This is a genomic window from Clostridium sp. FP1 (assembly GCF_011065975.2).
In the GTDB taxonomy this organism is placed as follows: Bacteria; Bacillota; Clostridia; order Clostridiales; family Clostridiaceae; genus Clostridium_AD; species Clostridium_AD tagluense.
The window spans coordinates 19,006-41,560 of record NZ_JAAMNJ020000002.1 but is presented as its reverse complement, the minus strand read 5'-3'; the positions used below and the strand labels follow the sequence as shown (position 1 = coordinate 41,560).

26 protein-coding genes and 1 pseudogene are annotated in these 22,555 nt (G+C 28.9%); 13 read left to right on the top strand and 14 right to left on the bottom strand.

The window, feature by feature from the left end; genetic code table 11:
* Positions 1-86: 86 nt before the first annotated feature.
* The 6 genes from tnpB to G9F70_RS24805 all read right to left on the bottom strand — a co-directional run bounded on the left by tnpB (position 87) and on the right by G9F70_RS24805 (position 4,000).
* Entirely contained in the window at positions 87-437 is a 351-nt protein-coding gene (gene tnpB / locus G9F70_RS24830) for an IS66 family insertion sequence element accessory protein TnpB (protein ID WP_164948086.1), read from the bottom strand.
* The gene (tnpA, locus tag G9F70_RS24825; protein ID WP_164948085.1) at positions 431-757 is read right to left on the bottom strand and encodes an IS66 family insertion sequence element accessory protein TnpA; all 327 of its coding nucleotides are present in this window, start codon (positions 755-757) and stop codon (positions 431-433) included. The genes tnpB and tnpA overlap by 7 nt, the downstream gene beginning before the upstream one ends.
* A gap of 99 nt (positions 758-856) precedes the next feature.
* On the bottom strand, positions 857-1,234 hold the full coding sequence (locus G9F70_RS24820) for a hypothetical protein (protein ID WP_224617917.1): 378 nt from the start codon (positions 1,232-1,234) through the stop codon (positions 857-859).
* Between the two features lie 589 nt (positions 1,235-1,823).
* Positions 1,824-2,594 (bottom strand): hypothetical protein, encoded by a 771-nt coding sequence (locus G9F70_RS24815; protein ID WP_164947973.1) that lies wholly within the window; start codon positions 2,592-2,594, stop codon positions 1,824-1,826.
* Positions 2,581-3,069, bottom strand: coding sequence for an RNA polymerase sigma factor (locus G9F70_RS24810; protein WP_164947972.1), 489 nt, complete (start codon positions 3,067-3,069; stop codon positions 2,581-2,583). Before G9F70_RS24810 ends, G9F70_RS24815 begins: the two co-directional genes overlap by 14 nt.
* Before the next feature lie 433 nt (positions 3,070-3,502).
* The gene (locus tag G9F70_RS24805) at positions 3,503-4,000 is read right to left on the bottom strand and encodes a hypothetical protein (protein WP_224617915.1); all 498 of its coding nucleotides are present in this window, start codon (positions 3,998-4,000) and stop codon (positions 3,503-3,505) included.
* 653 nt (positions 4,001-4,653) lie between these two features.
* Here G9F70_RS24805 and G9F70_RS24800 point away from each other — a divergent pair.
* Both G9F70_RS24800 and G9F70_RS24795 read left to right on the top strand, forming a co-directional pair.
* On the top strand, positions 4,654-5,547 hold the full coding sequence (locus tag G9F70_RS24800) for a hypothetical protein (RefSeq protein WP_164947970.1): 894 nt from the start codon (positions 4,654-4,656) through the stop codon (positions 5,545-5,547).
* 32 nt (positions 5,548-5,579) lie between these two features.
* Entirely contained in the window at positions 5,580-5,819 is a 240-nt protein-coding gene (locus tag G9F70_RS24795; protein WP_202882671.1) for a nitroreductase family protein, read from the top strand.
* 599 nt (positions 5,820-6,418) lie between these two features.
* Here the strand turns inward: G9F70_RS24795 and G9F70_RS24790 are convergent.
* The 3 genes and pseudogenes from G9F70_RS24790 to G9F70_RS24780 all read right to left on the bottom strand — a co-directional run bounded on the left by G9F70_RS24790 (position 6,419) and on the right by G9F70_RS24780 (position 9,304).
* A complete protein-coding gene (locus G9F70_RS24790; RefSeq protein WP_224617941.1) occupies positions 6,419-7,726 on the bottom strand; it encodes a Tn3 family transposase in 1,308 nt (435 codons plus the stop codon).
* 513 nt (positions 7,727-8,239) lie between these two features.
* A pseudogene (locus G9F70_RS24785) lies at positions 8,240-8,704 on the bottom strand (DUF4158 domain-containing protein); the annotation flags it as partial.
* A gap of 45 nt (positions 8,705-8,749) precedes the next feature.
* A complete protein-coding gene (locus G9F70_RS24780) occupies positions 8,750-9,304 on the bottom strand; it encodes a recombinase family protein (protein WP_164948133.1) in 555 nt (184 codons plus the stop codon).
* Between the two features lie 544 nt (positions 9,305-9,848).
* Here G9F70_RS24780 and G9F70_RS24775 point away from each other — a divergent pair.
* From G9F70_RS24775 to G9F70_RS24765, 3 genes are all read left to right on the top strand, one after another.
* Positions 9,849-10,097, top strand: coding sequence for a hypothetical protein (locus G9F70_RS24775; RefSeq protein WP_164947189.1), 249 nt, complete (start codon positions 9,849-9,851; stop codon positions 10,095-10,097).
* 81 nt (positions 10,098-10,178) lie between these two features.
* On the top strand, positions 10,179-11,048 hold the full coding sequence (locus G9F70_RS24770; RefSeq protein WP_164947190.1) for a papain-like cysteine protease family protein: 870 nt from the start codon (positions 10,179-10,181) through the stop codon (positions 11,046-11,048).
* Between the two features lie 76 nt (positions 11,049-11,124).
* On the top strand, positions 11,125-11,640 hold the full coding sequence (locus tag G9F70_RS24765) for a protease inhibitor I42 family protein (RefSeq protein ID WP_164947191.1): 516 nt from the start codon (positions 11,125-11,127) through the stop codon (positions 11,638-11,640).
* Positions 11,641-12,215: 575 nt separating this feature from the next.
* Here the strand turns inward: G9F70_RS24765 and G9F70_RS24760 are convergent.
* Entirely contained in the window at positions 12,216-12,650 is a 435-nt protein-coding gene (locus tag G9F70_RS24760) for a DUF3795 domain-containing protein (RefSeq protein WP_164947192.1), read from the bottom strand.
* A 747-nt stretch (positions 12,651-13,397) separates the two neighbouring features.
* Between G9F70_RS24760 and G9F70_RS24755 the strand changes: the two genes are divergently transcribed.
* From G9F70_RS24755 to G9F70_RS24740, 4 genes are all read left to right on the top strand, one after another.
* Positions 13,398-14,177: an ABC transporter ATP-binding protein gene (locus G9F70_RS24755; RefSeq protein ID WP_164947193.1), complete on the top strand. Its 780-nt coding sequence runs from the start codon at positions 13,398-13,400 to the stop codon at positions 14,175-14,177.
* A complete protein-coding gene (locus tag G9F70_RS24750; RefSeq protein ID WP_164947194.1) occupies positions 14,152-16,095 on the top strand; it encodes an FtsX-like permease family protein in 1,944 nt (647 codons plus the stop codon). The genes G9F70_RS24755 and G9F70_RS24750 overlap by 26 nt, the downstream gene beginning before the upstream one ends.
* A 272-nt stretch (positions 16,096-16,367) precedes the next feature.
* Positions 16,368-17,039, top strand: coding sequence for a response regulator transcription factor (locus tag G9F70_RS24745; RefSeq protein WP_164947195.1), 672 nt, complete (start codon positions 16,368-16,370; stop codon positions 17,037-17,039).
* A complete protein-coding gene (locus G9F70_RS24740; RefSeq protein ID WP_164947196.1) occupies positions 17,036-18,055 on the top strand; it encodes a sensor histidine kinase in 1,020 nt (339 codons plus the stop codon). The genes G9F70_RS24745 and G9F70_RS24740 overlap by 4 nt, the downstream gene beginning before the upstream one ends.
* Before the next feature lie 225 nt (positions 18,056-18,280).
* Here G9F70_RS24740 and G9F70_RS24735 read toward each other — a convergent pair whose 3' ends face one another.
* From G9F70_RS24735 to G9F70_RS24720, 4 genes are all read right to left on the bottom strand, one after another.
* Positions 18,281-18,502, bottom strand: a complete 222-nt coding sequence (locus G9F70_RS24735; RefSeq protein ID WP_164947197.1) for a Tn3 family transposase — start codon at positions 18,500-18,502, stop codon at positions 18,281-18,283.
* Positions 18,503-18,508: 6 nt separating this feature from the next.
* On the bottom strand, positions 18,509-18,655 hold the full coding sequence (locus G9F70_RS27555) for a Tn3 family transposase (protein ID WP_164947225.1): 147 nt from the start codon (positions 18,653-18,655) through the stop codon (positions 18,509-18,511).
* Between the two features lie 157 nt (positions 18,656-18,812).
* Entirely contained in the window at positions 18,813-19,127 is a 315-nt protein-coding gene (locus G9F70_RS24725) for a hypothetical protein (protein WP_164947198.1), read from the bottom strand.
* A gap of 266 nt (positions 19,128-19,393) precedes the next feature.
* The gene (locus G9F70_RS24720; RefSeq protein WP_164947199.1) at positions 19,394-20,497 is read right to left on the bottom strand and encodes a hypothetical protein; all 1,104 of its coding nucleotides are present in this window, start codon (positions 20,495-20,497) and stop codon (positions 19,394-19,396) included.
* 361 nt (positions 20,498-20,858) lie between these two features.
* On the opposite strand from G9F70_RS24720, the gene G9F70_RS24715 reads away from it, so the two are divergent.
* From G9F70_RS24715 to G9F70_RS24700, 4 genes are all read left to right on the top strand, one after another.
* A complete protein-coding gene (locus tag G9F70_RS24715) occupies positions 20,859-21,344 on the top strand; it encodes an ATP-binding protein (protein ID WP_164947200.1) in 486 nt (161 codons plus the stop codon).
* Positions 21,345-21,448: 104 nt separating this feature from the next.
* On the top strand, positions 21,449-21,784 hold the full coding sequence (locus G9F70_RS24710) for a hypothetical protein (RefSeq protein WP_164947201.1): 336 nt from the start codon (positions 21,449-21,451) through the stop codon (positions 21,782-21,784).
* A 12-nt stretch (positions 21,785-21,796) separates the two neighbouring features.
* Entirely contained in the window at positions 21,797-22,123 is a 327-nt protein-coding gene (locus G9F70_RS24705) for an FtsX-like permease family protein (RefSeq protein ID WP_164947202.1), read from the top strand.
* A 239-nt stretch (positions 22,124-22,362) separates the two neighbouring features.
* Positions 22,363-22,521: a CopG family transcriptional regulator gene (locus G9F70_RS24700; protein WP_164947203.1), complete on the top strand. Its 159-nt coding sequence runs from the start codon at positions 22,363-22,365 to the stop codon at positions 22,519-22,521.
* Positions 22,522-22,555: the final 34 nt, after the last annotated feature.

Genomic DNA, 22,555 nt, shown 5'->3' with positions numbered 1-22,555 from the left:
CAATTACCTCTTCTAAAGTTTTTATACTTATATTATAGCAGAAAACCCTTGATTTATCAAGGGTCAAGAGGTTTTTTTATGTGGTTTTAATAGTAGTTTTTTTCCTTAATCGGCTTGAATTTTGAGGTTGTTCTTACCTCATAACCTTTTAGTAGCCAACCTAGTTCTTCTATATTTACTTTTAAGGCTTCCGCCTTTGTCATTGGCCATTTAAACCTACTTTTTTCTAATCTATAATAATATAACCAAAATCCATTATCAAAATGTAGTATTTTAAGCTTATTCATTTGTTTATTGCAAAACACAAATAATGCTTTTTCAAAGGGGTCTAATTTTAAGTCTGTTTGTACTACCATTGATAATCCATCTATGCTTCTTCTTAAATCTGTTACGCCGCAAGCTAAATATACAGTGTTAACCTTATCAATATTTAGCATGATTTACTTAGTTCCTTAAGTATATTTGATAATAGTTCTAGTTCATTTGCAGGTATAAATATATTAATTTTACCGATCTCGATTCTTATATCACTACATCCTTTTACACTTTTGTTTACTGCTTTGGGGTTGGATTTTTCATTATTAATTGCTATAGCATGAAATGTTGGCTTATTTGATTGTTTAAATTTATTTTTATAATAGTAGAACTGACTCTTGCTAATATTATTTTCTTTACAAAAGCTGGTTACAGTCCCTTCATAAGAAGAAAACTTTTCTAAAAATCCTCTCCAGGTTATATCATTATTTTTTTTTGCCATTACAGATAACCTCCTATTCTTACTATCTGTAATTTTAGCAAAGGTAACTTTAACTATCTAGGCGTCAATTCTTTTACGCTTACGTAGAATCAAGTATTCTTATTCGTTTAAAATATTCATCCCATTTACTTGGTATACGGGTATTATTTGTGATTGTTTGGCGTAATTTTCGAAGATCTTCTTCAAAAACTTTACACATCTTTCATTTAAACGTTGGTCTAATGCCTGATTGGAAACAAGTATGCCTGTATTTTCACTAAGTTTTGTGCATAAGATCACAAGTGTATTATTCGCAACCTCTACATCCATAAAGCAGCATAAGCAAACGAATTCCCATGCGCGAATTTTACTTTTTCTTTTCACAAAACCCGTCTCTCTCGCGACTTCTTCAATCTCGTCTTTTGAAAAACAGAGTTTAAGTTCATCTGCAAAAAGCTTTATATCTCCATCCAATTTTAAATTTTTTCCTCCTGTCATGTATAATTCCCCCCACTGTATCTTTTTATTGTCTCTTTAATAATAACATTTTTACAAATGGGGGGATTTATTTTTATAGAGTTTTCTTAGCTTGATGGCTATGTGGCGGTACCCCTATTAGGGATCTATTACGTTTTATTATTAATTGGGCTATAATTAAACCTTTTAAAAAAGAAAAAGCACCAGAGCTTCCTACAGCTCCAATGCCTAATTCTAGTAATAACCATGTAATAGAACATAAGCTATTTAAGAAAGATATTAAAATTGGCCACCTAACCATCTGCATATCTACAAGTTCCTATGTATTTAGGAGTTTATAGACACTCTCACAGAAGCTTTCGTATTGGTAGTACGAGGCTTCTGTTACTATTATAATCTTTATTCTGCCCAATACACAATATTCCAAGCATAATATAATTTTCGTTATATTGTATGCCTTTTATTTATCTCCAATACTGATAGATTGAAGGAGCATTCCTATAACATCTTATTATATTGTATGCTTCTTATCTGTAACACATTAAATATTATATTAGAGTTGTTTTGGTAATAGTTTTGGAACTGAAAATCACGTATAAAGTGACTATTTTTATTTGGTACGGATAATTTGAGGTGCCATTTTAACTAATTCATCTTTCGATATATGAGAATTCATTGCCAATAAAGAATAATGAATTCCACCTTGCATCCAATCTAAATATTGAACCTGAGAGATTTTTACCTTGTCACTTCCATAGCTGAATACATATTTATCGGACAATTTATCCTGCTTATCCTGCTCTGTCAATTTATAATTTGCTGGTACAAACTTATAAACAGATGAACTATAATATAAATCTATACCGTTACAAGTATCAACAACAGTCTCTTTATTTGATCTTTCAGCTAACATTCCGTTTTCCATAGAAAGATCTAATTTGTCATTACCTTTTGTATACGTAAAATCAAGGGATTTTGTTTTTTTTACAGAATTGCCTTTCTCATCAACTCCTTTATTATTGACGGCATATCCATCTGCAAAAGTGTATCCGTTGTCAAATTTATCAACTAATTTAGGATTAAATTTAAAATCATTCTTCACTTGTTCTACTGTAGGTATAGTAGTATATGTTGGTATAGTACTTGAACTTCCATATATATACTGTATTTTTCCTGTGGCGAATACAGTCGTTCCTATTACCATAGTAGCTGCTAATATAATAATAATTTTTTTCCTCATTGATCCTATTTTATATAGTTTTATATTTTTCATTTCATCATTCTCCTTTTCTTCCGGTAAACTGCTTAATGTTGCATTTACCTTACTTTTAAAACTTTTAGGTATATCTGGAAAGATATTATTCCAATTATAGGCATTCATAATTTGCCTCCATATTCTCTAATTTTATTTTTATTGATTTTCGTCCTTTTGATAACCTGCTTTTTACAGTTCCAGTGGGTATTCCTAAAATCTGTTTAATTTCTTTTACTGAATATCCATCTACATAATAAAGAACAATTGTAATACGAATACGCTCTGGTAAATTCTGAATGGCCATATATAATTCACTATAATCCTTTTTATCATCAGCCTTGTCAGACTCAAAGTATTCTTCATAAGGTACTTGTGTATGTTCTTTATTTTTCAAACTATAACATTCATTTATTAGTATCCTTACTAACCATGTTTTAAAATATTGTTCTTTCTTTAGTGTATCTAAGTTGTTATAGGCTTTTAAAATTGACCCCTGAACTGCATCTTCACAATCTTGCTCATGAATCAAAATTGATTTAGACACATGATATAAAATAGATTGAATTTCAAGAACTTTGTCTGTAAATATAGCCTTGTTCAATTGATTTTCCTACCTTTCTTTGCAAACTGTAGCGCTACTTTTTTTGCTTTACACTAATTAGATAGATATATCTGCTAAATGGTTCATTTAATTTTAACAATTTTTTATAACAGCTTTATTCTTGTTGAATAAAGCTGTTATAAAATTTTTAATTATAGTATTTATTATTTTTATTGTAATGGCTATAGTTGGTAAATATTATTTCCTAATAAAGTTATTATAACTAAATAATAATGCATAAATGGTGGGGATTTTCTCAATTAGATAGGTTTTATGCAGTTAAATAGAGCCTTATTGTATATTGAAATAGCATGAATGAGGGTATAGGCTAGTTATATAGGGTAACACAATGTCGTGAAATTATTTTTTCACGTCGTTTTTATTTTTCCTATTCCCCCTATAGAACAAACAACCTTTAAGTTGATGTAATAAATTAAGGGTTGTTTGCTCTACATACACCATTACTACAATTTTTCTCATCAAAATTTTTCTCTATATCGTAGCTATAACCACATATTGGACATTCATAAATCAAACCATCCTCTTTGCATGCTAAGCATAAACTTCTACTAATATGGTCATTAATGTGAATGTTCAACTTATCATATATAACAGATTCTTTAGATTTGCAACAATCACAGTCTAAAAATCCAAAACTATTATAATCGTCAAAACTAGATACACATGTATAACAATATTTATCATCGAAATTTAAGGAATCATTGTCACATATAGGGCAAAAATATATTGTTGATGCCGATTGTTTTGCAAGTTCTCGCATCTCTGCTCGGTAAAGCCCATTACTAATTAATTTTTGGAATTCATCGTGATCAAGATTGCTTATATAAAAGACAGAAGATAGACACTTAGCATCGTCTGCCAATAATTTTATAATTATATGTACAATCACGAAAATTAAATCTTTCTTCATTGTTTCAAATTTTTTTTTGGTAAAATTATAGTTCAAATGTACTAACTTGTTTCTAATATTTTGAAATTTTTCAATATAAGATATATGATTCTTATCTAAATTAAATGTACTTTTGTTTGTTTTAACATAATTCTTTAAACTATTAAATTCCTTGACTAGACACTAAAAATAAAGTTACCACCCAACTCAGAAAGTCACCATCCCCTGCTTTAAAAATATTTTGCCATTGAAAAATAAAAAAAGAAGAGTTAAAGAAAAATTTAATTTTTCTTTAACTCTTCTTTTTACTGATAAAACCAACTATAACTAAACTAAATCCTAATATTGAAAGTTTATCAAAAAATACAAATGGAATCATATTTTTCAAAGAAGCATCTAAAAAAATTAATATGCCGATTCCTAACAACATTACTTTCGTTTGTGAAAAATTTATATACTTTAAAATAAAATAGAGTACGCATACAACAACAATCAATTGAAATAGTAAATATAATAATCCTCCTGAAGTGTACATATTCATTATCCTTTCATATAAAACAATTATTTTACATTAATAGTATATCATACATTAAAGTTAATTGTAATATTTTGTTTATATTAATAATAATTAGAAATAATGTTATAATTTTATTTATGTAAGGAGGGTTAAAATCATGAAAAAAATTTTTTCTAGTATGTTGTTATTAACTTTTTTAATTACTGCTTTATTTCCAACTGGTGCGTTTGCATATGAGTCGCCAGATACAACAAGAACTAATGATAAAAAAATGGTACAAAAGTTTAACGAATATGACTTAATTAAAAAACTAAAATCAAGTGATAAAAAAAATTTGTATATACAAGGTTACACAGATTTACAAGTGCAAGAAATTGCGAAACTTGATTATAAGAAAGAAATAGAAAAGCGTGGTACACTTGATACAGATGTTTTAGGAAATATGGGATACACTGATGAGCAAATAACTATAATGAAAAATTTTACAGGAACTGAAAAGGAACTTTATTTATTATCAGCAACACTTACATTAAATTGTTATTACGATACAAGTAATTATGCTGGAGCAACAACAACTTATAAAGTCAACTTTGATTGGAACTGGTCATCAGAGCCTTATTATGAACATAAAGATATTATTGGTTTAGGATGGACGGAACAGCTTTATATTAATATATCTAGTAGTTATCATAAAGTCACTTATATAAATCCATATGTGCCAACTGATACTAAGCTAATTAGCTACAAATTCTCTACAACACTAGGAAATTCTACAGCAGAATCGAAATTCCCTATGCTTATATCGGGATCTAAGCCTGATGAAAGTGATGCTAAGTATGCTAAAGATGGTTTTGGCTCAGTAACATTATTTAGACAAAGTAAAGTTACTATGATGGCTATAAAATTTAAATATGGTCATACGCAAAGCAGCATTGAACCTTCTTTAAGTATAGGAATTCCTTTTTCTGTAGGAGTTGGTTTTGGATTTGCATCACACATCAGTGATGAAGCCACGTCTCCTGCTGATGGAGTTTATTACTATTTAAAATAAATGCGTATTACTGTAAATTCCCAAGCATTTACTTGAAGCATACTCAATCGATTGGGGCTGCGATACAAAACATACTACTTGCTGCACAAGAGATTGGTTTAGGGACTTGCTGGATTGGCGAAATATTAAAAAATGAAAATAAAGTACGAGAATTATTAGAGGTTCCGAGTGACTTACAGTTAATGGCTGTTATATCTGTTGGATATTCGAGTAGAGAGGATTTAAAATCTAAGAGGAGAGATATCTCTGAAAGTATTGTAAGTTGGTTATAAAATCATTTATTAGTCTTTATGTCTTAATATTAATATAAACCGTCGCAATTAAACCCATATCATTAGATGTGGGTTTTAATATATTATATTCTGAAAGTAATACAAGTATAATTGTGTTACTTTCATATTGGTGCTATTGCCTATTCTTTTAAAATTTCAATTTGAATGTAACATAATATGTTGACTCTTTACTTTGAATGTATTATAAATCGATAATTATAATACTAAGACGTCGCAGTCAAATGCTAGTCCACATCAGATTTTCTCCTTCATGCTTCATGCGAAAATCTGATGTGGCACAAGCTCTTTCACTGCGCCTGGTCCAAAAGGAAGCTTTGGACAATCTTACTCACTGCCATTAAATATAACATTTTATTAAGGTACTGCAACATTCATCTTTTAATTTAGTCTTAGTTAATAAATATTTTTTATTACTATTTTAGTTAGCATTATCAATACTATAATTGTATTTTAACTAACTTATTTTGAGCAAAAGAATAAGAACTTTATCATTTAGTGATTAAACCCTAGATTTATCAATGCTTTACACTGATGTTATATGCTTTTTCGAGTTAGAACTATTAGGTATTAATTCTAACTCAGAATGTTTTGATAAAATATATTTTTAGTAATAACTGTCTTAACGTATATTTTCCGCGTTTTGCGAGCACTACCCCAAAATGGCTGAATAGAGCTATGTAAGTATCTGAAACATGATAATATCCAATACCTCCGTATCCTCCATATCTTATGTGGTATTCAGATAATAAATTTTGCTCGTATAAATCCCATTTTGTACCGTCTGCTGAGACCCTTTTACCAGAACCCCAAAACTTAGGAAGTGAAAAGCAATTGTAGGCATTTATAATGTTTTTTATGGCGAGCTCTATTTTTTCTTCTGTTATATGACGATTATTTATCCATGCTACTTGTTTACGATTAATGCCTTCTAGAGATTGAGAAGTTTGAGTAGGTCCTAAATTGCAACCATAACAAAAAGATGTTATAAGGTACCTTTCAATTGGGTTTTCAATCTTTGTATCATGACCAGAAATGGAGCCAAAGTCCTTTGTCCAGTTAATCCAGTGCTCCGTATCAGTAAGCACATCAAGAATATTAATAGGCTTTAATCGCTCTGAAATCAATGATTCAATTAATTTTAACTGATCAGGATACTTCTTTTTTTCAGGCTTCCCTAAAATCGGTATACCTTTTTCTATTCTTAGGTATTGATTAGAAGTAAAGGACTTGTCTGTACTTAAAATCTCCTCATTAAGCCAATTTTTCACGTGTTCAATAAACCCATGGCTATCTACAGGAAGCCCTACTTGCTGACCATATAACTCTTTCTCTTCCTCATATTCTTCCCAACTTATAAGCTGATCTCTATAATCAGAAAATTTATCACTACCTTTAACATATAAATCACCAGATTTTAAATCCCGCAATATTTGTGTAAACACACATACTTCAAAGTGTCTGCGATTTATTTTATCAGGGTAAATATTTCTGTTACTGTATCCCGTTATGAGTTTCCACCAATCATCCGGTATCCATGAAAGGTCTAAAAGCTTAATTTTATTTTCAGTGGCCTTCCCCTTGTTTTCAATTTTAACTGCATCCAGTAATTCTTTGCGTACAGTTTCATTTTTCTGAAGAAACTGTAATGACTGTTCTAGGGATATATCTTGGTTTGTGGAGTGGAGCGTAACGGTTTTTAATATCCTAAACAAAGTCACTCTATGGCTCTTGTAGTATTTCCAAAGAAATAAATAATAATTGTTGCCCGCATGAGCTGCATGCGCTTCACAATGGCTTAATACTTCATCGCTTTTTTCTTCAATTACGGATTGGATTGCTGCAAATTTTTCTTCTACGCTTCCATCTTTTTTATAAGCTAAAATCATATCACGTAGTGTCACCACTAATTTATCAGTGATTTGAATATTTTTGGTTCTATAAAGTTCAAGTCCTTCTGTTCCTTTTCTATGCACACTTGACATTCTTTTAATAAACATTTCAGCTAAATCATCTAATGCTTTTGAAGATTGAACAGCCAATAATGCTACTGCAAGAGTATATCTTTTATTAGGTTCTATTACTTTCATTTGTGCAGCATTAAGAGTCTTTGCCTCAGCTGCAAACTGTTTAATTTTAATGTCTGGAATATTGGAAAGCACCTCAGTACCAACACTTTGCATGGATAACCACCTTAAGTAATTAACTAAATCTTTTAGATGCGTAAGTGTTGGTGTGCCAGGCTCTTGTTTTAAAAAGTTCCATGAAGTATATATATTATCTTGTTCAGATTCTAAAAGGTTATCTATTTTACTTCTATCTTCTTCGCTAAGTAGAGTATTTATCTGACGGTAAAAAGATTTATATACAGATACTCTTATTCTATTTGATGCCCTTACTAACGTATCAAATGCTGGCAATTCATAATGTTGACGTATTAATTCTTCAATAGCAACATTTATAAGATCAGAAGGCTCATCCTTTGTTCTTGCGGCGGCCCCAATTGCTCTTACTAGTAGATGCCTGGCATCTGATCCATAAGGTTTTATATTTAAATATTCTCTAATAATTTGAGCATGCCTGAGTCTTGTTCCTGATTTATTTTAATTCTCAATAACCTCTGAAGAAATAGAGATATTCGTTGTCTTAGAAATATGCTGTATTACAGTCTGTGGAATATTTGACGGAGATACAAAATAGCCCAGTCTTTGAAAACTTTTAAGCATAATTAGAAAACAAAAGTTTGCATTTTCACCACGGGTAACTTTCCAAGAAAATTTAATTTCCTCTTGTGTGGGAGTATATATATCATTTAATTCCTTTTCAGAAATACTGCTTTTAAATCTTGGATATACAGTTTCGTGCATTGCAGGCAAAAATAATCACCTCTTTCGTAAAATTAATTGTAAAATTTATATTTCTTTGACTCTTCGGTAGAATGTGCCACGATTCATATTCAACTTATTCATTGCTTCAACTGCAGAAATTTCCCCGTCCTTCCACAGTTTTATTACCTTATCCCAATCTTTAGGATTTTCAACTCGTGGTCTTCCAAATTTCTTACCCTTTAGACGGGCTGCTGCAATACCTTCACTCTGACGTTGAAGAATGCTTTCTCTTTCTAGCTCAGATAATGCTCCAAATATAGTTAAAACAAATCGTCCTTGAGGGGTAGCAGTATCTATGTTTTCTTTTAAAGAAACTAGATCTACCTTTTTATCCTGAAGTTGCTGCACTATGGAAAGCAAGTCACGTGTACTGCGAGCAAGCCTTGATATACTTTCTATATACAATATATCTCCTTCTCTAATATATCCCATCATCTTTTTAAATTGTGACCGTTCAGTATTTTTACCTGAAGCTTTTTCAATAAAAATTGTTTGAATCCCTAACTCTGATAATGCTATTTCCTGTCTGTCTGTGTTTTGATTTATTGTAGATACTCGTACATAACCTATTTTAGACATAGCGTAATTCCTCTTTCATAAAAATTTTATAGCTAGATTATACCGTATCTGTCACAAAAACACCCTCATTACTTTTGTGCTATCACAAAATATAAAATAGGTACTTTTGTGACATAGAATTGTACTAACACAAATACCCTACTTGATGAAATATATTATTAGAATTCAGATTAAAAGCTTAAAAAGCACATCATGGAAATATTATCCACGATGTGGCCGGTTTTTACATGTATGTCGGCTGTACCCGTATTCTGCAGACGTTGTAGCAAGAGGTTATAGGTTCCATAATAAGTATCTTGAAATATATTGCTCAGCTTATGCCATTTAAAGAGGCATCAAAAACCATAATCAATGATAATATAGAAAAATAAACTTTTTCAAGTAAATAAATTGCCGGTATTTATTAAAATTTTAAAATATAACATTTATGTTTAATGTATATAGAGTTGCAAGATAATATAATTAATGTATAATATAGTATATACATGTGGTAAACAATTATTTAGTATTGGATTAGAAAAAATTATACAAAGGGGTAGATATTATGACTAAACGATCAATATTTCTTACCAGAATTGCAAGTGTTATGCTTATATCATATTTAACTTTATCCTCTGCTTTTAATGGACAAGTCTATGCTCAAAACTTTAAGTTACAACCGAAATTAGAAATTATGTCAGTAGAAATTCCCAATACATTAAATGATTTTGCTACAAAGAACTTTGATACACAAATTCAAAGTATTTATAATGAGGCAAATCACTATGGATTTAACAAAGTTGAATTAAACTGATTCTATTTAGGTGAACCATTTAGTTGTTATACTTATGAAAATAATGATGTAAAAACAGGAGACATTTTCTATTATCCTATTATGTTCGAAGATAAAATTCGTGGAACATATGCAGTAACTAAGACTCAAGACGGAAAATATTCTGCAACTTTAGAAAAAGGATTTGCTAATCAATTAGAAAATTTAAAAGAAAACTCTCAATACAGTAGATTTAGAATTTTAGCAACAGAAAATAGTGTATATGCGGTTAATTCAGAAAATTCAGTCAAATTATCAAAAGATGATTATAGTGAAGATTTTGAACTATCATCTTCAGAATTAAAAAAAATAAATAAATCAATTATCGAAAAAAAATCAATAACAGATATGGAAAAAACATCTATAATTTGTAAAGACTCAACAAAAGAAAATATAAAAAAGAATAGTAGTGACGTAATAGTTAAATCGCCTTCTGTTCCAGAAAATAAATATTTGGATGTTAGTATAGTGAGACAAAGTGGAGATACTTGTTGGGCAGCTACTTGTGCAGCAATAATTAATTACAAAACAAGAACGTCCTTAAGTGATATAGATGTTGCAAAATATGTATATGGTACTAATTGGAATAAAGGTGGAGGAATAAAGGAGGAGTTGAAGGCCTATAACCATTGGGGATTATATCCAACATATTATTCAAATTCTATATCTTACAGTAAGGCAGTAGAGCAATTACAAGCAGGAAGCCCTATAGACTGTGGATTCTATGCATATAAGAATATAGTTCAAAACTATGGTCATGCTATGACTTGTAGAGGATTTGTTGAATATGAAAATGGAAGCAAATACTTTAGTTTAATTGATCCAAATAAAAGTTCATATGTTTCAGTAACTGCATATGATAATACAAACGATGTTACATATATATTAAATGGAAAAACATGGTACTGGTGCGAGTCTTTATTAAGCTTTTAAATTTATAAATAGTTTTTTGTGTTATAAATAATAAATTTCACCTCATCAAAATATGAATTTATAGGAGTATGAATTTATGAAAAAATTTATGAAAAAAATACTTCCTTTAGTATTTATAGTAGTTTTATTATTTATATATATACTCTATTATAATTCTAAAACCGTAATATATATGGGGAAGAGTAATTCCATTTTGAAAAATCATAAGTATAATTCACAATTAGTATACATTATAAGATTTCAAACACCTTTCACAGAGTTTGGACAGTATCAATTAAACAAAAATGAAAATGTTGATTTGATTATACCAAAAGACACTGAATTTATAGTGTCACTATCTTCTAGCATTTCTAGACCATACAAATGGAGAATAGCTCAGGTGAAAGATAATAAAATTCTAGAGTACAAAGGAGATAATTTTATAGAGCCTTATGATTTTAAGTTTACTTCTTTAAAGGGTAATTCAAATAGAAGACAAAACATTTCATTTAAAGCTAAAGCTATTGGTAATGAGAAAATTGTATTGAAATATATGAATATTGATAGTTCAGAGGTAGAAAGTGAATTGATACTTAATATTGGGGTTAAATAAGTTTTTTGAAAATTAATATTTTAAATGTAAACTCATATTTTTTAGTAAACGGGTACAGCCGACACACGAGAAACGGCCCCATGGTGGAATTAGGGTATTTTTGACCATCCCCCCGAAAAGGTGGAATAAACAAAATGTGTGGTAACCATCTGAAATATGTCAAAAGTAAATATGATGTCCTTTTGACATATAAAAACAACGAATAAGGGCTATTTCAAAAAGTATACTTTTTGAAATAGTCCTTATTCGCCTTTTGGAGGTGATGGGCAAAAACACCCATATTATTAAATTTATTGAAGATATTTATGTCAAGTCCTACATTGTTTTTGCTCACTGTCTCAAATAAATAATTCCACCCATTTCTAATATTATAAATTTGTTGCTCGTCGCTTACTTTATGACCACCTATAGTAATACCCTCAAGTAAGGTTTGTACTTGGGGTATAGGGGTACGGCAACGACTAATGTAAAAATAACCTCCTAGAAAATAGCATTAAAAAAGGGCTATTGCCCTTAGTAGATTGTGACATATAAAAAGAATAATATGAGCAAAACCCTACAAACAAAGATTATACTCATTTAACATATTTACTATTTACTCCATTATGTAATAAGTCTAACACGGCTTCTTCACTATCTAAATTATCATAATCTTTGTTCCAACCATATATAATTCCATTTTCTTGATTTCTCAAAACATATTCTGCAAGTTTTTCAATCCCATCAAGTTTTGCACATTTTACAAAAGCCCTATTTCTTATATCATGTTGATTGCTATACATATCTTTGTCACAAGGCGCTATATCACATTCCCAACAACCTTTTATTCCTTTTTCTACGCAACAATTATGTTGATAACATCCGTTTTCTGACAAATGCCTTCCACAACAATTTATTTTTGATTTACAACCTTCACATTTATTAGCTTCATGACAAAATTTACATACCAATCCACAATAGCCAATGCTATCTGCTATCTGGCTTATAGAAAAGGTCTTTTCCATATTCATTATCCTTCCACCCCCGTATAACTAATATTTACTCCGTATTTATAATATAAGTATGAAGCAACTTGTGTATAGATTATACCATTTAATACTTTATTGTAAAATATATAGATATACACATATCATATTCCATTACTTGTTAGTGACTCAAAAATCTATAGTTAAATGATACATTAATAAGCAAAGAAAATAGGTAGCATAAACCCACTTAATAGGTTGTAAAAGTGTCTCATGCAGTATTATATGTTTTATGATACACATTGCAATAAAGCCCCAATTTAAGGTTGAGTGATAAAGAACCTGTTATAATGCATTCAATGTTACATTCAGAATATCATATGTTAAAAACCCACATTATTTAGTCGAGGGTTTTCTTATGCCCTAATTTAGTTGGATTAGTATAATGAAGTGTGAACTCGAAAAAGAAGACAAGAACTTAAATAAATTATGTTTCCATATACAGATCATGTGGAGACGGAGGTGAAGATAGTAAAGAAATAAGCTAATATCAAAGGCTTTGAAGGTTTTAAAGTAAATATTGAAGTGTGTTTTATGTTTCCTCAGACTTAAAGTGTCCGAGGAAATTTTTTTGCGACTTTTTATCATTGAAATAATCAAACTTATGTTAACATAACAAAAATGTAATGTTAATGAAATATACTTCGATGGTTGCTGCAAATAAAATTGTATATAATAAGTACATCAGATGGAGTTAAAACAATTAAATTTAAAATAAAGGGAGAGTTATAAATGAAAAATATATTAAGTGTAGAAAAAATTGAAAAGTATTATGGAAATAAAGATAATGTCACAAAAGCTATAGACAGCATCAGTTTTAAGGTAGATGAGGGTGAGTTTGTTGGGATAATGGGACCTTCAGGAAGTGGTAAAACAACATTGCTTAATTGTATATCAACTATTGATAATGTCACTACAGGAAAAATAATAATAAATAATAGTGATATTACTAGGTTGAAATCAAAAGCATTAGATAAGTTTAGACAAAATGAGTTAGGTTTTATATTTCAAGATTTTAACCTACTAGATACTCTTACTGCTTATGAAAATATAGCTTTAGCATTAACAATAAAAGGTGAGAAAAGTTCAGAAATAGATGGGAAAATAAAATCAGTAGCAAAATATTTAGACATTGAACCAGAACTAAATAAATATCCTTATCAAATGTCAGGTGGACAAAAGCAAAGAGTTGCTTCTGCAAGAGCAATAGTAACAGATCCATCCTTAGTACTTGCTGATGAACCAACAGGGGCGCTGGATTCCAAAACAGCTAGATTATTACTTGAAAAATTTGAAAGTCTAAACAAAGATTTAAAGACCACAATACTTATGGTTACCCATGATGCTTTTACAGCAAGCTATGCTCATAGAATCCTTTTTATTAAAGATGGAAAAATCTTTAGTGAGGTAGTAAGAGGTAAGGATACTAGAAAAGAATTCTTTAATAAAATTATAGAAGTTATAACTCTACTTGGAGGTGATGATAATGTATTCCAAAATAGCTGTAGGTAATGTAAAGAAGAGTTTTAAGGACTATGCTATATATTTTTTAACACTAACTTTAGCAGTTTGTATATTTTATAGCTTCAACTCAATTGGGTCACAAAAGGCACTTATAGAAATGAAATCTGTATCTAAATTAATGAAAATTATGTCTTATGTGTCAGTATTTATATCTATAATATTAGGTAGTTTAATATTATATGCAAATAATTTCTTGATAAAAAAACGTAAAAAAGAATTAGGAATATATATGACTTTAGGTATGGGAAAAAGAAAAATATCTATAATATTAGTAATGGAGACTTTTCTAGTTGGAGTTATATCTTTAATTAGTGGACTTATACTAGGAATTGGAGCATCACAAGGGTTAGCCACCTTTGCATTAAAGTTATTTGATGTACCGATTAATGAATATAAGTTTACAGTTTCAACAGGTGCAATAGGTAAAACTGTATTATACTTTGGAATAATGTTTTTACTTGTTATGATATTTAATGTATTTGTTATATCTAAATACAAGATAATCGATTTATTAACAGCAGGTAAAAAAAATCAAGATGTTAAATTCAAAAATTCTATTATATATTTAATAGCATTTATTTTATGCGTAGTATCACTTGGGTTTGCATATAAATCAATACTAAAAGTAGGTTTAAATCTACTAGACCCTATGGTCTTAATATCAATAGCTTTGGGAATATTAGGTACAGTGTTATTTTTCTTTAGCTTATCTGGACTTATATTATATGTGGTAAAGAAAAATAAAAAGGTTTATTTTAAAGGGTTAAATATATTTGTAGTAAAACAGATAAATAGTAAAGTTAATACAAATTTCATATCAATGTCTTTAATTTGCTTAATGTTATTCTTCACAATAGTAAGTTTATCTATGGGAATAGGCTTTAAAACAGTTATGGATGCAGGAATTGAAAAGGCAACGCCCTTTGATGCCAGCATATCAGTAAAAAAAGAGTATGGAGGCTACAATATAGAAGATGTTCTAAATAAAATTAATTTGAAAATAAGTAAAAATGAAAAATCCGTAGCTCATAATGAATATCTTATAGGTATGAACGCTAGTGAGTTTTTAATAACAGGAGATTTTAAAAAAGACGCTGTAACTTTTGTTAAACTATCTGATTATAATAAAATTTTAAAATTTAAGAATGAAAAAGAAGTAAATTTAACTAAGGATGAAGTTTTAATTTTATCAAATACTAATGAGTTTATGAAACCAATAAATGAAAAAATAAAAAATAATAATAAAATTAACATTAAAGGGAAAGTATACCTAATAAAAAACCCTAAAGCTATAGAAGAAAATCTTCAAACCGCTTATTTTACAAGTAGTTTTTTTACAATAGTTATAAATGATGAGTTTTTATCAGGTTACAAAATTAGTAAATCAGTACTTAATGTAAATTATTTAGATAAAAATAGAGAAAAATATAATAAAAAATATCAAATACGCGAAGCCTATGGTAAAGGTGGTAATATACTCGGTATCTCAAAGGATGGGATTTATTCAGAAAATATGGAAACAACAAATGTATTAATATTTATCGTAATATATTTAGGTATTGTATTTTTAATAACTAGCATGGCAGTACTCGCTCTTCAACAATTATCAGAAGCTAGTGACAGTATAGAAAGATATAAAGCTTTAAGGAGACTTGGTGCAAACGAAAAAATGATAGATAAAACAATTTTTGTTCAAACATTGATATATTTTAGTCTTCCAGTTAGTCTTGCATTAATTCATTCAGTGGTTGGAATTAAAGTAACTAGCGATTTAATAAATAGCTTACAAGAAACAAATATTAACTCTTCAGCATTAGTAGCAGCTTTAATATTTATTGTAATTTATGCAGGATACTTCTATACAACATATGTAGGATATAAAAATATTGTTAAGAATAACTTATAAAGAGAATGGATAGTATGTATATAATCTAAAGGCATATGATAAAAATAAAATAAGTAATAAATTAAAGAGGTATTTACTGAAAAGTAAGTACCTCTTCAAGGTGCTCCCAAAATGGGCACAGTCTAACGGGTAAAAGTCCCGATTATGAGTTGATAGAGCTGAATATGTACTTTAATATTTAAGATATATAGGAAGTCTTATATTTTATAAAATTTAGAATATGTTATGATATTAGGGTACAGAATAAAATAAGTAGGGAGGCACGAGTACATATGAAAAAAATTATTATTATTGAAGATGATGAAGTTATAAGAGAAGAATTACAAAATTTTTTAAAAAGATATGGATACGAAGTAAAAGCTCCTATGAATTTTAATAATATAATACAATATGTTGAAAATGAGAATGCAGAACTTATATTGTTAGATATTAATCTTCCAGTGTTTGATGGTTATTATATATGTAGAGAAATACGAAAAACTTCAGGGGTTCCAATTATAATAGTTACAAGTAGAGATAGTGATTTAGATGAATTAATGAGTATGAATTTAGGAGCAGATGATTTTATAACAAAGCCTTATAATATAGAAATATTATTAGCAAGGATAACTAATATTTTAAGAAGAACAGGTGGAAGTTCAAAAACTAATAATATATTAAGCTATAAACATTTTAATTTAAATCTTTCAAATTCAACGGTTATTTATAAGGATAAATGTTTGGAATTAACGAAAAATGAGGTTAAGATACTCTCTTACTTAATAAACAATAAGGGGAATATAGTAAAACGAGATTCGCTTATGGAATATCTATGGAAATCAGATTATTTTGTAGATGATAGTACCTTAACTGTTAATATTAATAGATTAAGAAAAAAACTTGAAGAGATAGGCATAGAAAATACAATAGAAACAAGAAGAGGGTTAGGGTATATAATGCCATGAGTATAGGTGAATTTATTAAAGAAAAAATGGTGATAATAATATCTAACATGCTGCTATTTATCGTATTAGTAGCTATAATGATTACTATTAATGTTAATTCCGTTATAATTTTATTTGTTTTTTGTATTTGGTTTTTGCCATTAATTTCTTATATGGCTTTAGACTTTATAAAATTCAAAAATTATTATGATGAAATTAATAACATATTAGAAAATTTAGATAAGAAATATCTACTTCCAGTGGTAATAAAAGAAGCGAACTTTACACAAGCGAAAAAGTTAAATTCTATACTTAAAGAGATAAGCAGAGATATGCACGAAAATGTAAAATATTATAAGGATATACAGGTAGAATATAGAGAATACATAGAGACCTGGGTACATGAAATTAAAACACCAATAGCTTCTACAAAGCTAATAATTGAAAATAATCGAGATGAAGTAACTAATAAAATAGACTTCCAGATAAATAGAATTGAGGAGTTTGTAGAACAGGTGCTTTATTATTCTCGAAGCGATGATGTTAGTAAAGACTATATTATAAAACAAATTAATCTTGATAATGTAGTAAGGAATGTAGTTAAAAGAAATTATAGAGATTTTATTCATAAGAAAATAAAATTAGATATAAAAGATATAAATGAAATTGTATATAGTGATAAGAAATGGACTGAATTTATTATTAATCAGATAATAGGAAACTCTATAAAGTACTCAAGTAGTAAAGAGCCCATAATAAGTATATATTTAATTAAGAAAGCTAATTCAGTAATGTTAACCATAGAGGATAATGGGGTAGGTATAATAGATAAAGATATAAATAGAGTGTTTGAAAAAGGATTTACTGGTGAAAACGGAAGAAAATTTAGTAAAAGTACAGGAATGGGATTGTATTTATGTGAAAAACTATGTTCAAAACTGGGCTTAAAAATTACTATTGATTCTGAGGAGAATAAAGGAACTAAAGTTACATTAATATTTCCTTTGTCTAGTATGGTAAATTTTACAGATGACTAAGGATAAATTATTAAAATCTATAAGAGTTCATGTTTCTAAAATGGGGGGGCTAATCCCGTTATTTTTGTATCTTTTTATCAAAACACACTCAAGGGGAATACGTATTTACATAAAATGGATTTATTAAAGCTGATGTTGAATTAAGAATAGAATTATAAATAAGTTTTTAATTTATGAATAAGGGGTCTCTGTAGTAACGTAACAGAAATTAGAATTTAGGCCCATTTATTTACACATATAATCTAATGGTGATAATCTTTGTATATCGGCATTAGGTATATCATGACCAGTTTTCCTCAATGAATCAATAGCAACTTCCATATATCTTGTATTCCATACAACTAGTGCACGTCCTAGCATTGAAGGTTTTCCGTCACGTTGCAATGTGTGAATAAGTTGTGTCGAGTTTACAGTTCCAAGTTTCAAAGATCCAGCGACTCTCAGCATATAATCTCAATAACGAGCAATAACATCTTTACGGATTTCATTTTTTACCAATTTATTCAATACTCCGTAATCGACATCCGGATCAAGTTTCCAAAATCTCGTTGATCCCACATCTGCAATACGGGGGCTAAATTGATAACCAAGTAGTCCGATGAATACAGCTTTAGTTGTTAAACATAATAGGTTAAATCAATTATATAATTGAAAACAAATATTGTAAATAAAAAGTAAGCTACTTATAAAACTATATATAGCCACATGTTGGTATCATGTGGCCTATTTTTGCACGTATGTCGGCTATACCCATAAATCATTTGTAAAAACCTATTCCAAAAAGTGGTGCTAAACAACACAACATAAAAAGAATACTGATTAGTATTCCTATAATATCTGTATATTTTCCAAATTCCTTTTGGTTCATTTTAATAGGATTTATGCCCTCCTTAAAAATAAAGAACATGGCTAATGCAATAAGTCCAATAACAACGCCAATAGCACCCTTTCTACCAATCGTAAGTATTGAACTGTAATATGACCAAATTAAAAAACCAAAAAAAATATATCTTATAATAAAGGCTGTCTTGTCAAACGCACTTGATTTTTTATTAATCTTTTCTTCGTTCACATTATACCTCCTTTTAAATTCATTAAATTCGTCTAATTTTACTTTAATGTCATAGTAGCCACAAGTCAGTAGCTCCATTCTTAATTTATAGTTTATCAAAATTGAAAATACTATATTGAAGCTATTTTTTCAAACACATCCTGAATACAATTTTCCACCGTGGCTTAATCTAAATTCCTAAGATACTCTTATCTCGTGGTTCACGTCGCAAATCTCTAATTTGCAAGATTCCGTAATAGGTGGTGCTCTAAGTGAGGTATCCTTATTTAATTTTTTAACAACATAAAATTATTAATAAAACCTGTCTTACTTGTAAATATTAACTTCATTTGTTTAGTATCAAAATCGTAAATATAAATTCCTCTAGGAAAATTAACCTCATCTTTTGGATTTGCACCTATAAAGAATACTTGGGTTTTATCATTGTTATAGAACATGAAGTCTGAAATACTGATATTTTTACCGATAGTCTCAAGCTGCTCTATTTTGTTTTCCTTTGGATAAAATATACAATTAGAAGATTTAGGATTAAAGTTTCGTGTAGTATCACTTTGACACAAAAATAAATTTTCATGATTGTCTAATGCGATTTGACTTAAAACCATATTTTTGGTTGAAAATACTTTTTTGGGATTTCTATAATTTTCATCAAAAATATATAAATAATGATTAGGCGGAATAGGTTTACTCGTTTTTCCTTCATTAAAATCCATTGTAGATTTATAATCCTGTGATTTGTAACGAAAAGACACTGCAAGCTTGTCTATAAAAGGGTTATAAGATAATATATCAGCCTCCAGGTCATTTTCTATATTTACGTATTCAAAACTGTTTTTTTTCTTATCATAAAAAGCCATTTTAAGTTCCCTAACCCCTTTTTTAACTGCTTCTACTGCAATGATATCATTCATAGGAACTATATAGTTTATAGCAAATACATCTTGTGAAAGCTGATGTGTTTTTTTCGTATTTAAGTCATAAGAAAATAGTTGGTCGCCTTTGCTTTTTTCATTAACCTTAACCTGCGATGTATAGTAGATTGTATTTTCTTTTCTACTGTAAACACCAAGTGGATATTGTGAAGTATATGGAATTCCTGTAATTTTTGTTGCTTTTTCTGTATTTATATCATAACAATAAAAATATGTAGTCATTCCATTTTCAGGACCTTTACCATCATTATAATCAGTTACGCATATTGATAAATATCCTTTATCAGTATCTTTAATTTCTTTTGTAGTAGTTTCCTTTATAATATCAAGACTTTGGTGTGTATTTGTTTGTTTAGCATTATGGTAATTTAAAATTGTTAAAAATAACAAAATTAAACTAATGATAGTTAATATAATTATAACATGCTTTTTTTTCAAGATATATCGGCTCCTTACTAATAAGACACTTTGTATAATAATTATTATATTTACATAAATTCAATAAGTCAATAAATTATAAATAATTAAGCATTTAAACATAAATATGTAAAACAAGCTCAAGGTTATATATGAAAAAAATCCTTCATTAATAGAGAAAAGAGGGTTAAATCATCATCTGTTGCTATTAGTGTTTTTTATTGGTAAAATATACTGCATATAATAAACAACCATTAGAAGTGGTAGTAAGATTATTTATAAATAATATAGTATCAGTGGATGCATCAAAAGTCTGCAGTATTAGCAAAGTATAGATCATAAAATAAAAATATAGAGAGAAGAATGTTTACTCAGTCAAGTATTGTATTATTCAATTAAAAAGCTTTCATTAGAACGCGTTGTAAAAAAGTGTTTTAAGACCTTTGCAAAATCCTTTATTTACAGTAGAATACATTTAGAATTTGACAATCTTGAGGTTTTTGTATATTCGGATGAAAAATGGCTTGATTTTATTTTACAGCAGATTGTAACAAATGCTATTAAATATTTAGATAAGGACGAGAAAATCATAAGAGTTTCAGCAAAAAAAAGAGATAAGCAAGTAATACTTACTGTTGAAGATAATGGAATTGGTATATCAGAATCGGATATTGAACAGGTTTTTAATCATGGGTTTACTGGTGAGAATGGCAGAATTCACGGTAAGTCTACAGGTATGGGGCTGTATATATGTAAAAAATTATCAGATAAGTTAAATATAGCTCTTAGTATAGAGTCAAATAGAGGAAAAGGTACAAAATTAAATATAGTATTCCCTGTAGGCGGAACAATGCATTTTGAGTCATGATAATCATGACTCATTTTTTTGCTCAGTAATCTTTCAAAAATGAAAGGTTACTGAAATGTAAATCAATATAAGATTATGTAATCTGTTCTAACAATAAAGTTGTTGTGAATGGATTAGGAGAAAGAGCTACTACGCTCTCAATAAATGGAAAACAGTTTCAGGCAGAAAAAAAGGAGTGTTTATATCGCAATTTTAGTAATATAAATGATGTAGCCTCAACAGCAATGATTATTTTAGCCGATGATCAGGTGAAAAACTTTAATGCCAGCATGGGTGGCCTTGTAATTAATACTTTTAAGGATTTAGACATTGCTGTTATTGATAGCTATGATAAGGAATTATTAAATCATGGTGCTTACATTGCCTCATATCGTGTAATGAGGCAGATTGGAAATTTAACAACGTCAATGTTGGCTTCTTTTGTGGGAATATATGTATGAATAATCTTTTTAGTGTCAAGTGGAGCAGTGCTTGCAATTCAAGAGTTGTCAGAAGCGAGTGATAGTAAAAGAAGATATGAAATGCTTCGAAAACTTGGTGTTGGAAGAAAACAGGTTAACAATAGTATATTAGTACAAATTTTGGTTTACTTTTTAGTTCCATTTGCAATGGCATTCTTACATTCATGTATCGCATTAAAAGTTATCGGTAAGCTTGTTAAACAGATGGGCACAACGAATATGATGACAAATATTGTCATTGTTTCTGCTATTGTATGCTGCATATATGGAGTATATTTAGTACTGACTTATGCAGGTGCTAAAAAAATGAATAAGTAGTATAGGAATATGCCACTGGTGGTGATTGAATGAATTAACATTTGAAAACATATCTAATATGTTGGGTCCCTATAATCACGACTGTAAGTGAAGGAATGAACCAAATTGTTATTTCCACACTAAGATTTATATTTATGGTAATTTTTGTAAATATGTATTATAATAGTTACTGTGTTACATAATTAAATTGACTATCCATAAGCTTATTTTATGTAACACAAATATTATGAGGTGATATTGTGGAAAGAGGAAGAAAGAAAATTGAAAACTCTAAAAGTGAATTGATCCATATAAGGATAAGTGAGGAATTATCTAAATCCTTAGGGAGCTTCTGCAGTGCAAACAATATAACTAAGAGTGAAGCAGTAAGACTTCTACTGGAGAACGTCCTTAAATAATAACAAAACCATCGTTGCTCCTGTGGTTTTGCAT

Excerpts from the sequence above, each read along its gene's own strand:
- tnpB (WP_164948086.1), bottom strand. The coding sequence starts at position 437 with ATGCTAAATATTGATAAGGTTAACACTGTATATTTAGCTTGCGGCGTA.
- tnpA (WP_164948085.1), bottom strand. The coding sequence starts at position 757 with ATGGCAAAAAAAAATAATGATATAACCTGGAGAGGATTTTTAGAAAAG.
- G9F70_RS24820 (WP_224617917.1), bottom strand. The coding sequence starts at position 1,234 with ATGACAGGAGGAAAAAATTTAAAATTGGATGGAGATATAAAGCTTTTT.
- G9F70_RS24815 (WP_164947973.1), bottom strand. The coding sequence starts at position 2,594 with ATGAATGCCTATAATTGGAATAATATCTTTCCAGATATACCTAAAAGT.
- G9F70_RS24805 (WP_224617915.1), bottom strand. The coding sequence starts at position 4,000 with ATGAAGAAAGATTTAATTTTCGTGATTGTACATATAATTATAAAATTA.
- G9F70_RS24800 (WP_164947970.1), top strand. The coding sequence starts at position 4,654 with ATGAAAAAAATTTTTTCTAGTATGTTGTTATTAACTTTTTTAATTACT.
- G9F70_RS24790 (WP_224617941.1), bottom strand. The coding sequence starts at position 7,726 with ATGATTTTAGCTTATAAAAAAGATGGAAGCGTAGAAGAAAAATTTGCA.
- G9F70_RS24780 (WP_164948133.1), bottom strand. The coding sequence starts at position 9,304 with ATGTCTAAAATAGGTTATGTACGAGTATCTACAATAAATCAAAACACA.
- G9F70_RS24775 (WP_164947189.1), top strand. The coding sequence starts at position 9,849 with ATGACTAAACGATCAATATTTCTTACCAGAATTGCAAGTGTTATGCTT.
- G9F70_RS24770 (WP_164947190.1), top strand. The coding sequence starts at position 10,179 with ATGTTCGAAGATAAAATTCGTGGAACATATGCAGTAACTAAGACTCAA.
- G9F70_RS24765 (WP_164947191.1), top strand. The coding sequence starts at position 11,125 with ATGAAAAAATTTATGAAAAAAATACTTCCTTTAGTATTTATAGTAGTT.
- G9F70_RS24760 (WP_164947192.1), bottom strand. The coding sequence starts at position 12,650 with ATGAATATGGAAAAGACCTTTTCTATAAGCCAGATAGCAGATAGCATT.
- G9F70_RS24755 (WP_164947193.1), top strand. The coding sequence starts at position 13,398 with ATGAAAAATATATTAAGTGTAGAAAAAATTGAAAAGTATTATGGAAAT.
- G9F70_RS24750 (WP_164947194.1), top strand. The coding sequence starts at position 14,152 with ATGTATTCCAAAATAGCTGTAGGTAATGTAAAGAAGAGTTTTAAGGAC.
- G9F70_RS24745 (WP_164947195.1), top strand. The coding sequence starts at position 16,368 with ATGAAAAAAATTATTATTATTGAAGATGATGAAGTTATAAGAGAAGAA.
- G9F70_RS24740 (WP_164947196.1), top strand. The coding sequence starts at position 17,036 with ATGAGTATAGGTGAATTTATTAAAGAAAAAATGGTGATAATAATATCT.
- G9F70_RS24735 (WP_164947197.1), bottom strand. The coding sequence starts at position 18,502 with ATGCTGAGAGTCGCTGGATCTTTGAAACTTGGAACTGTAAACTCGACA.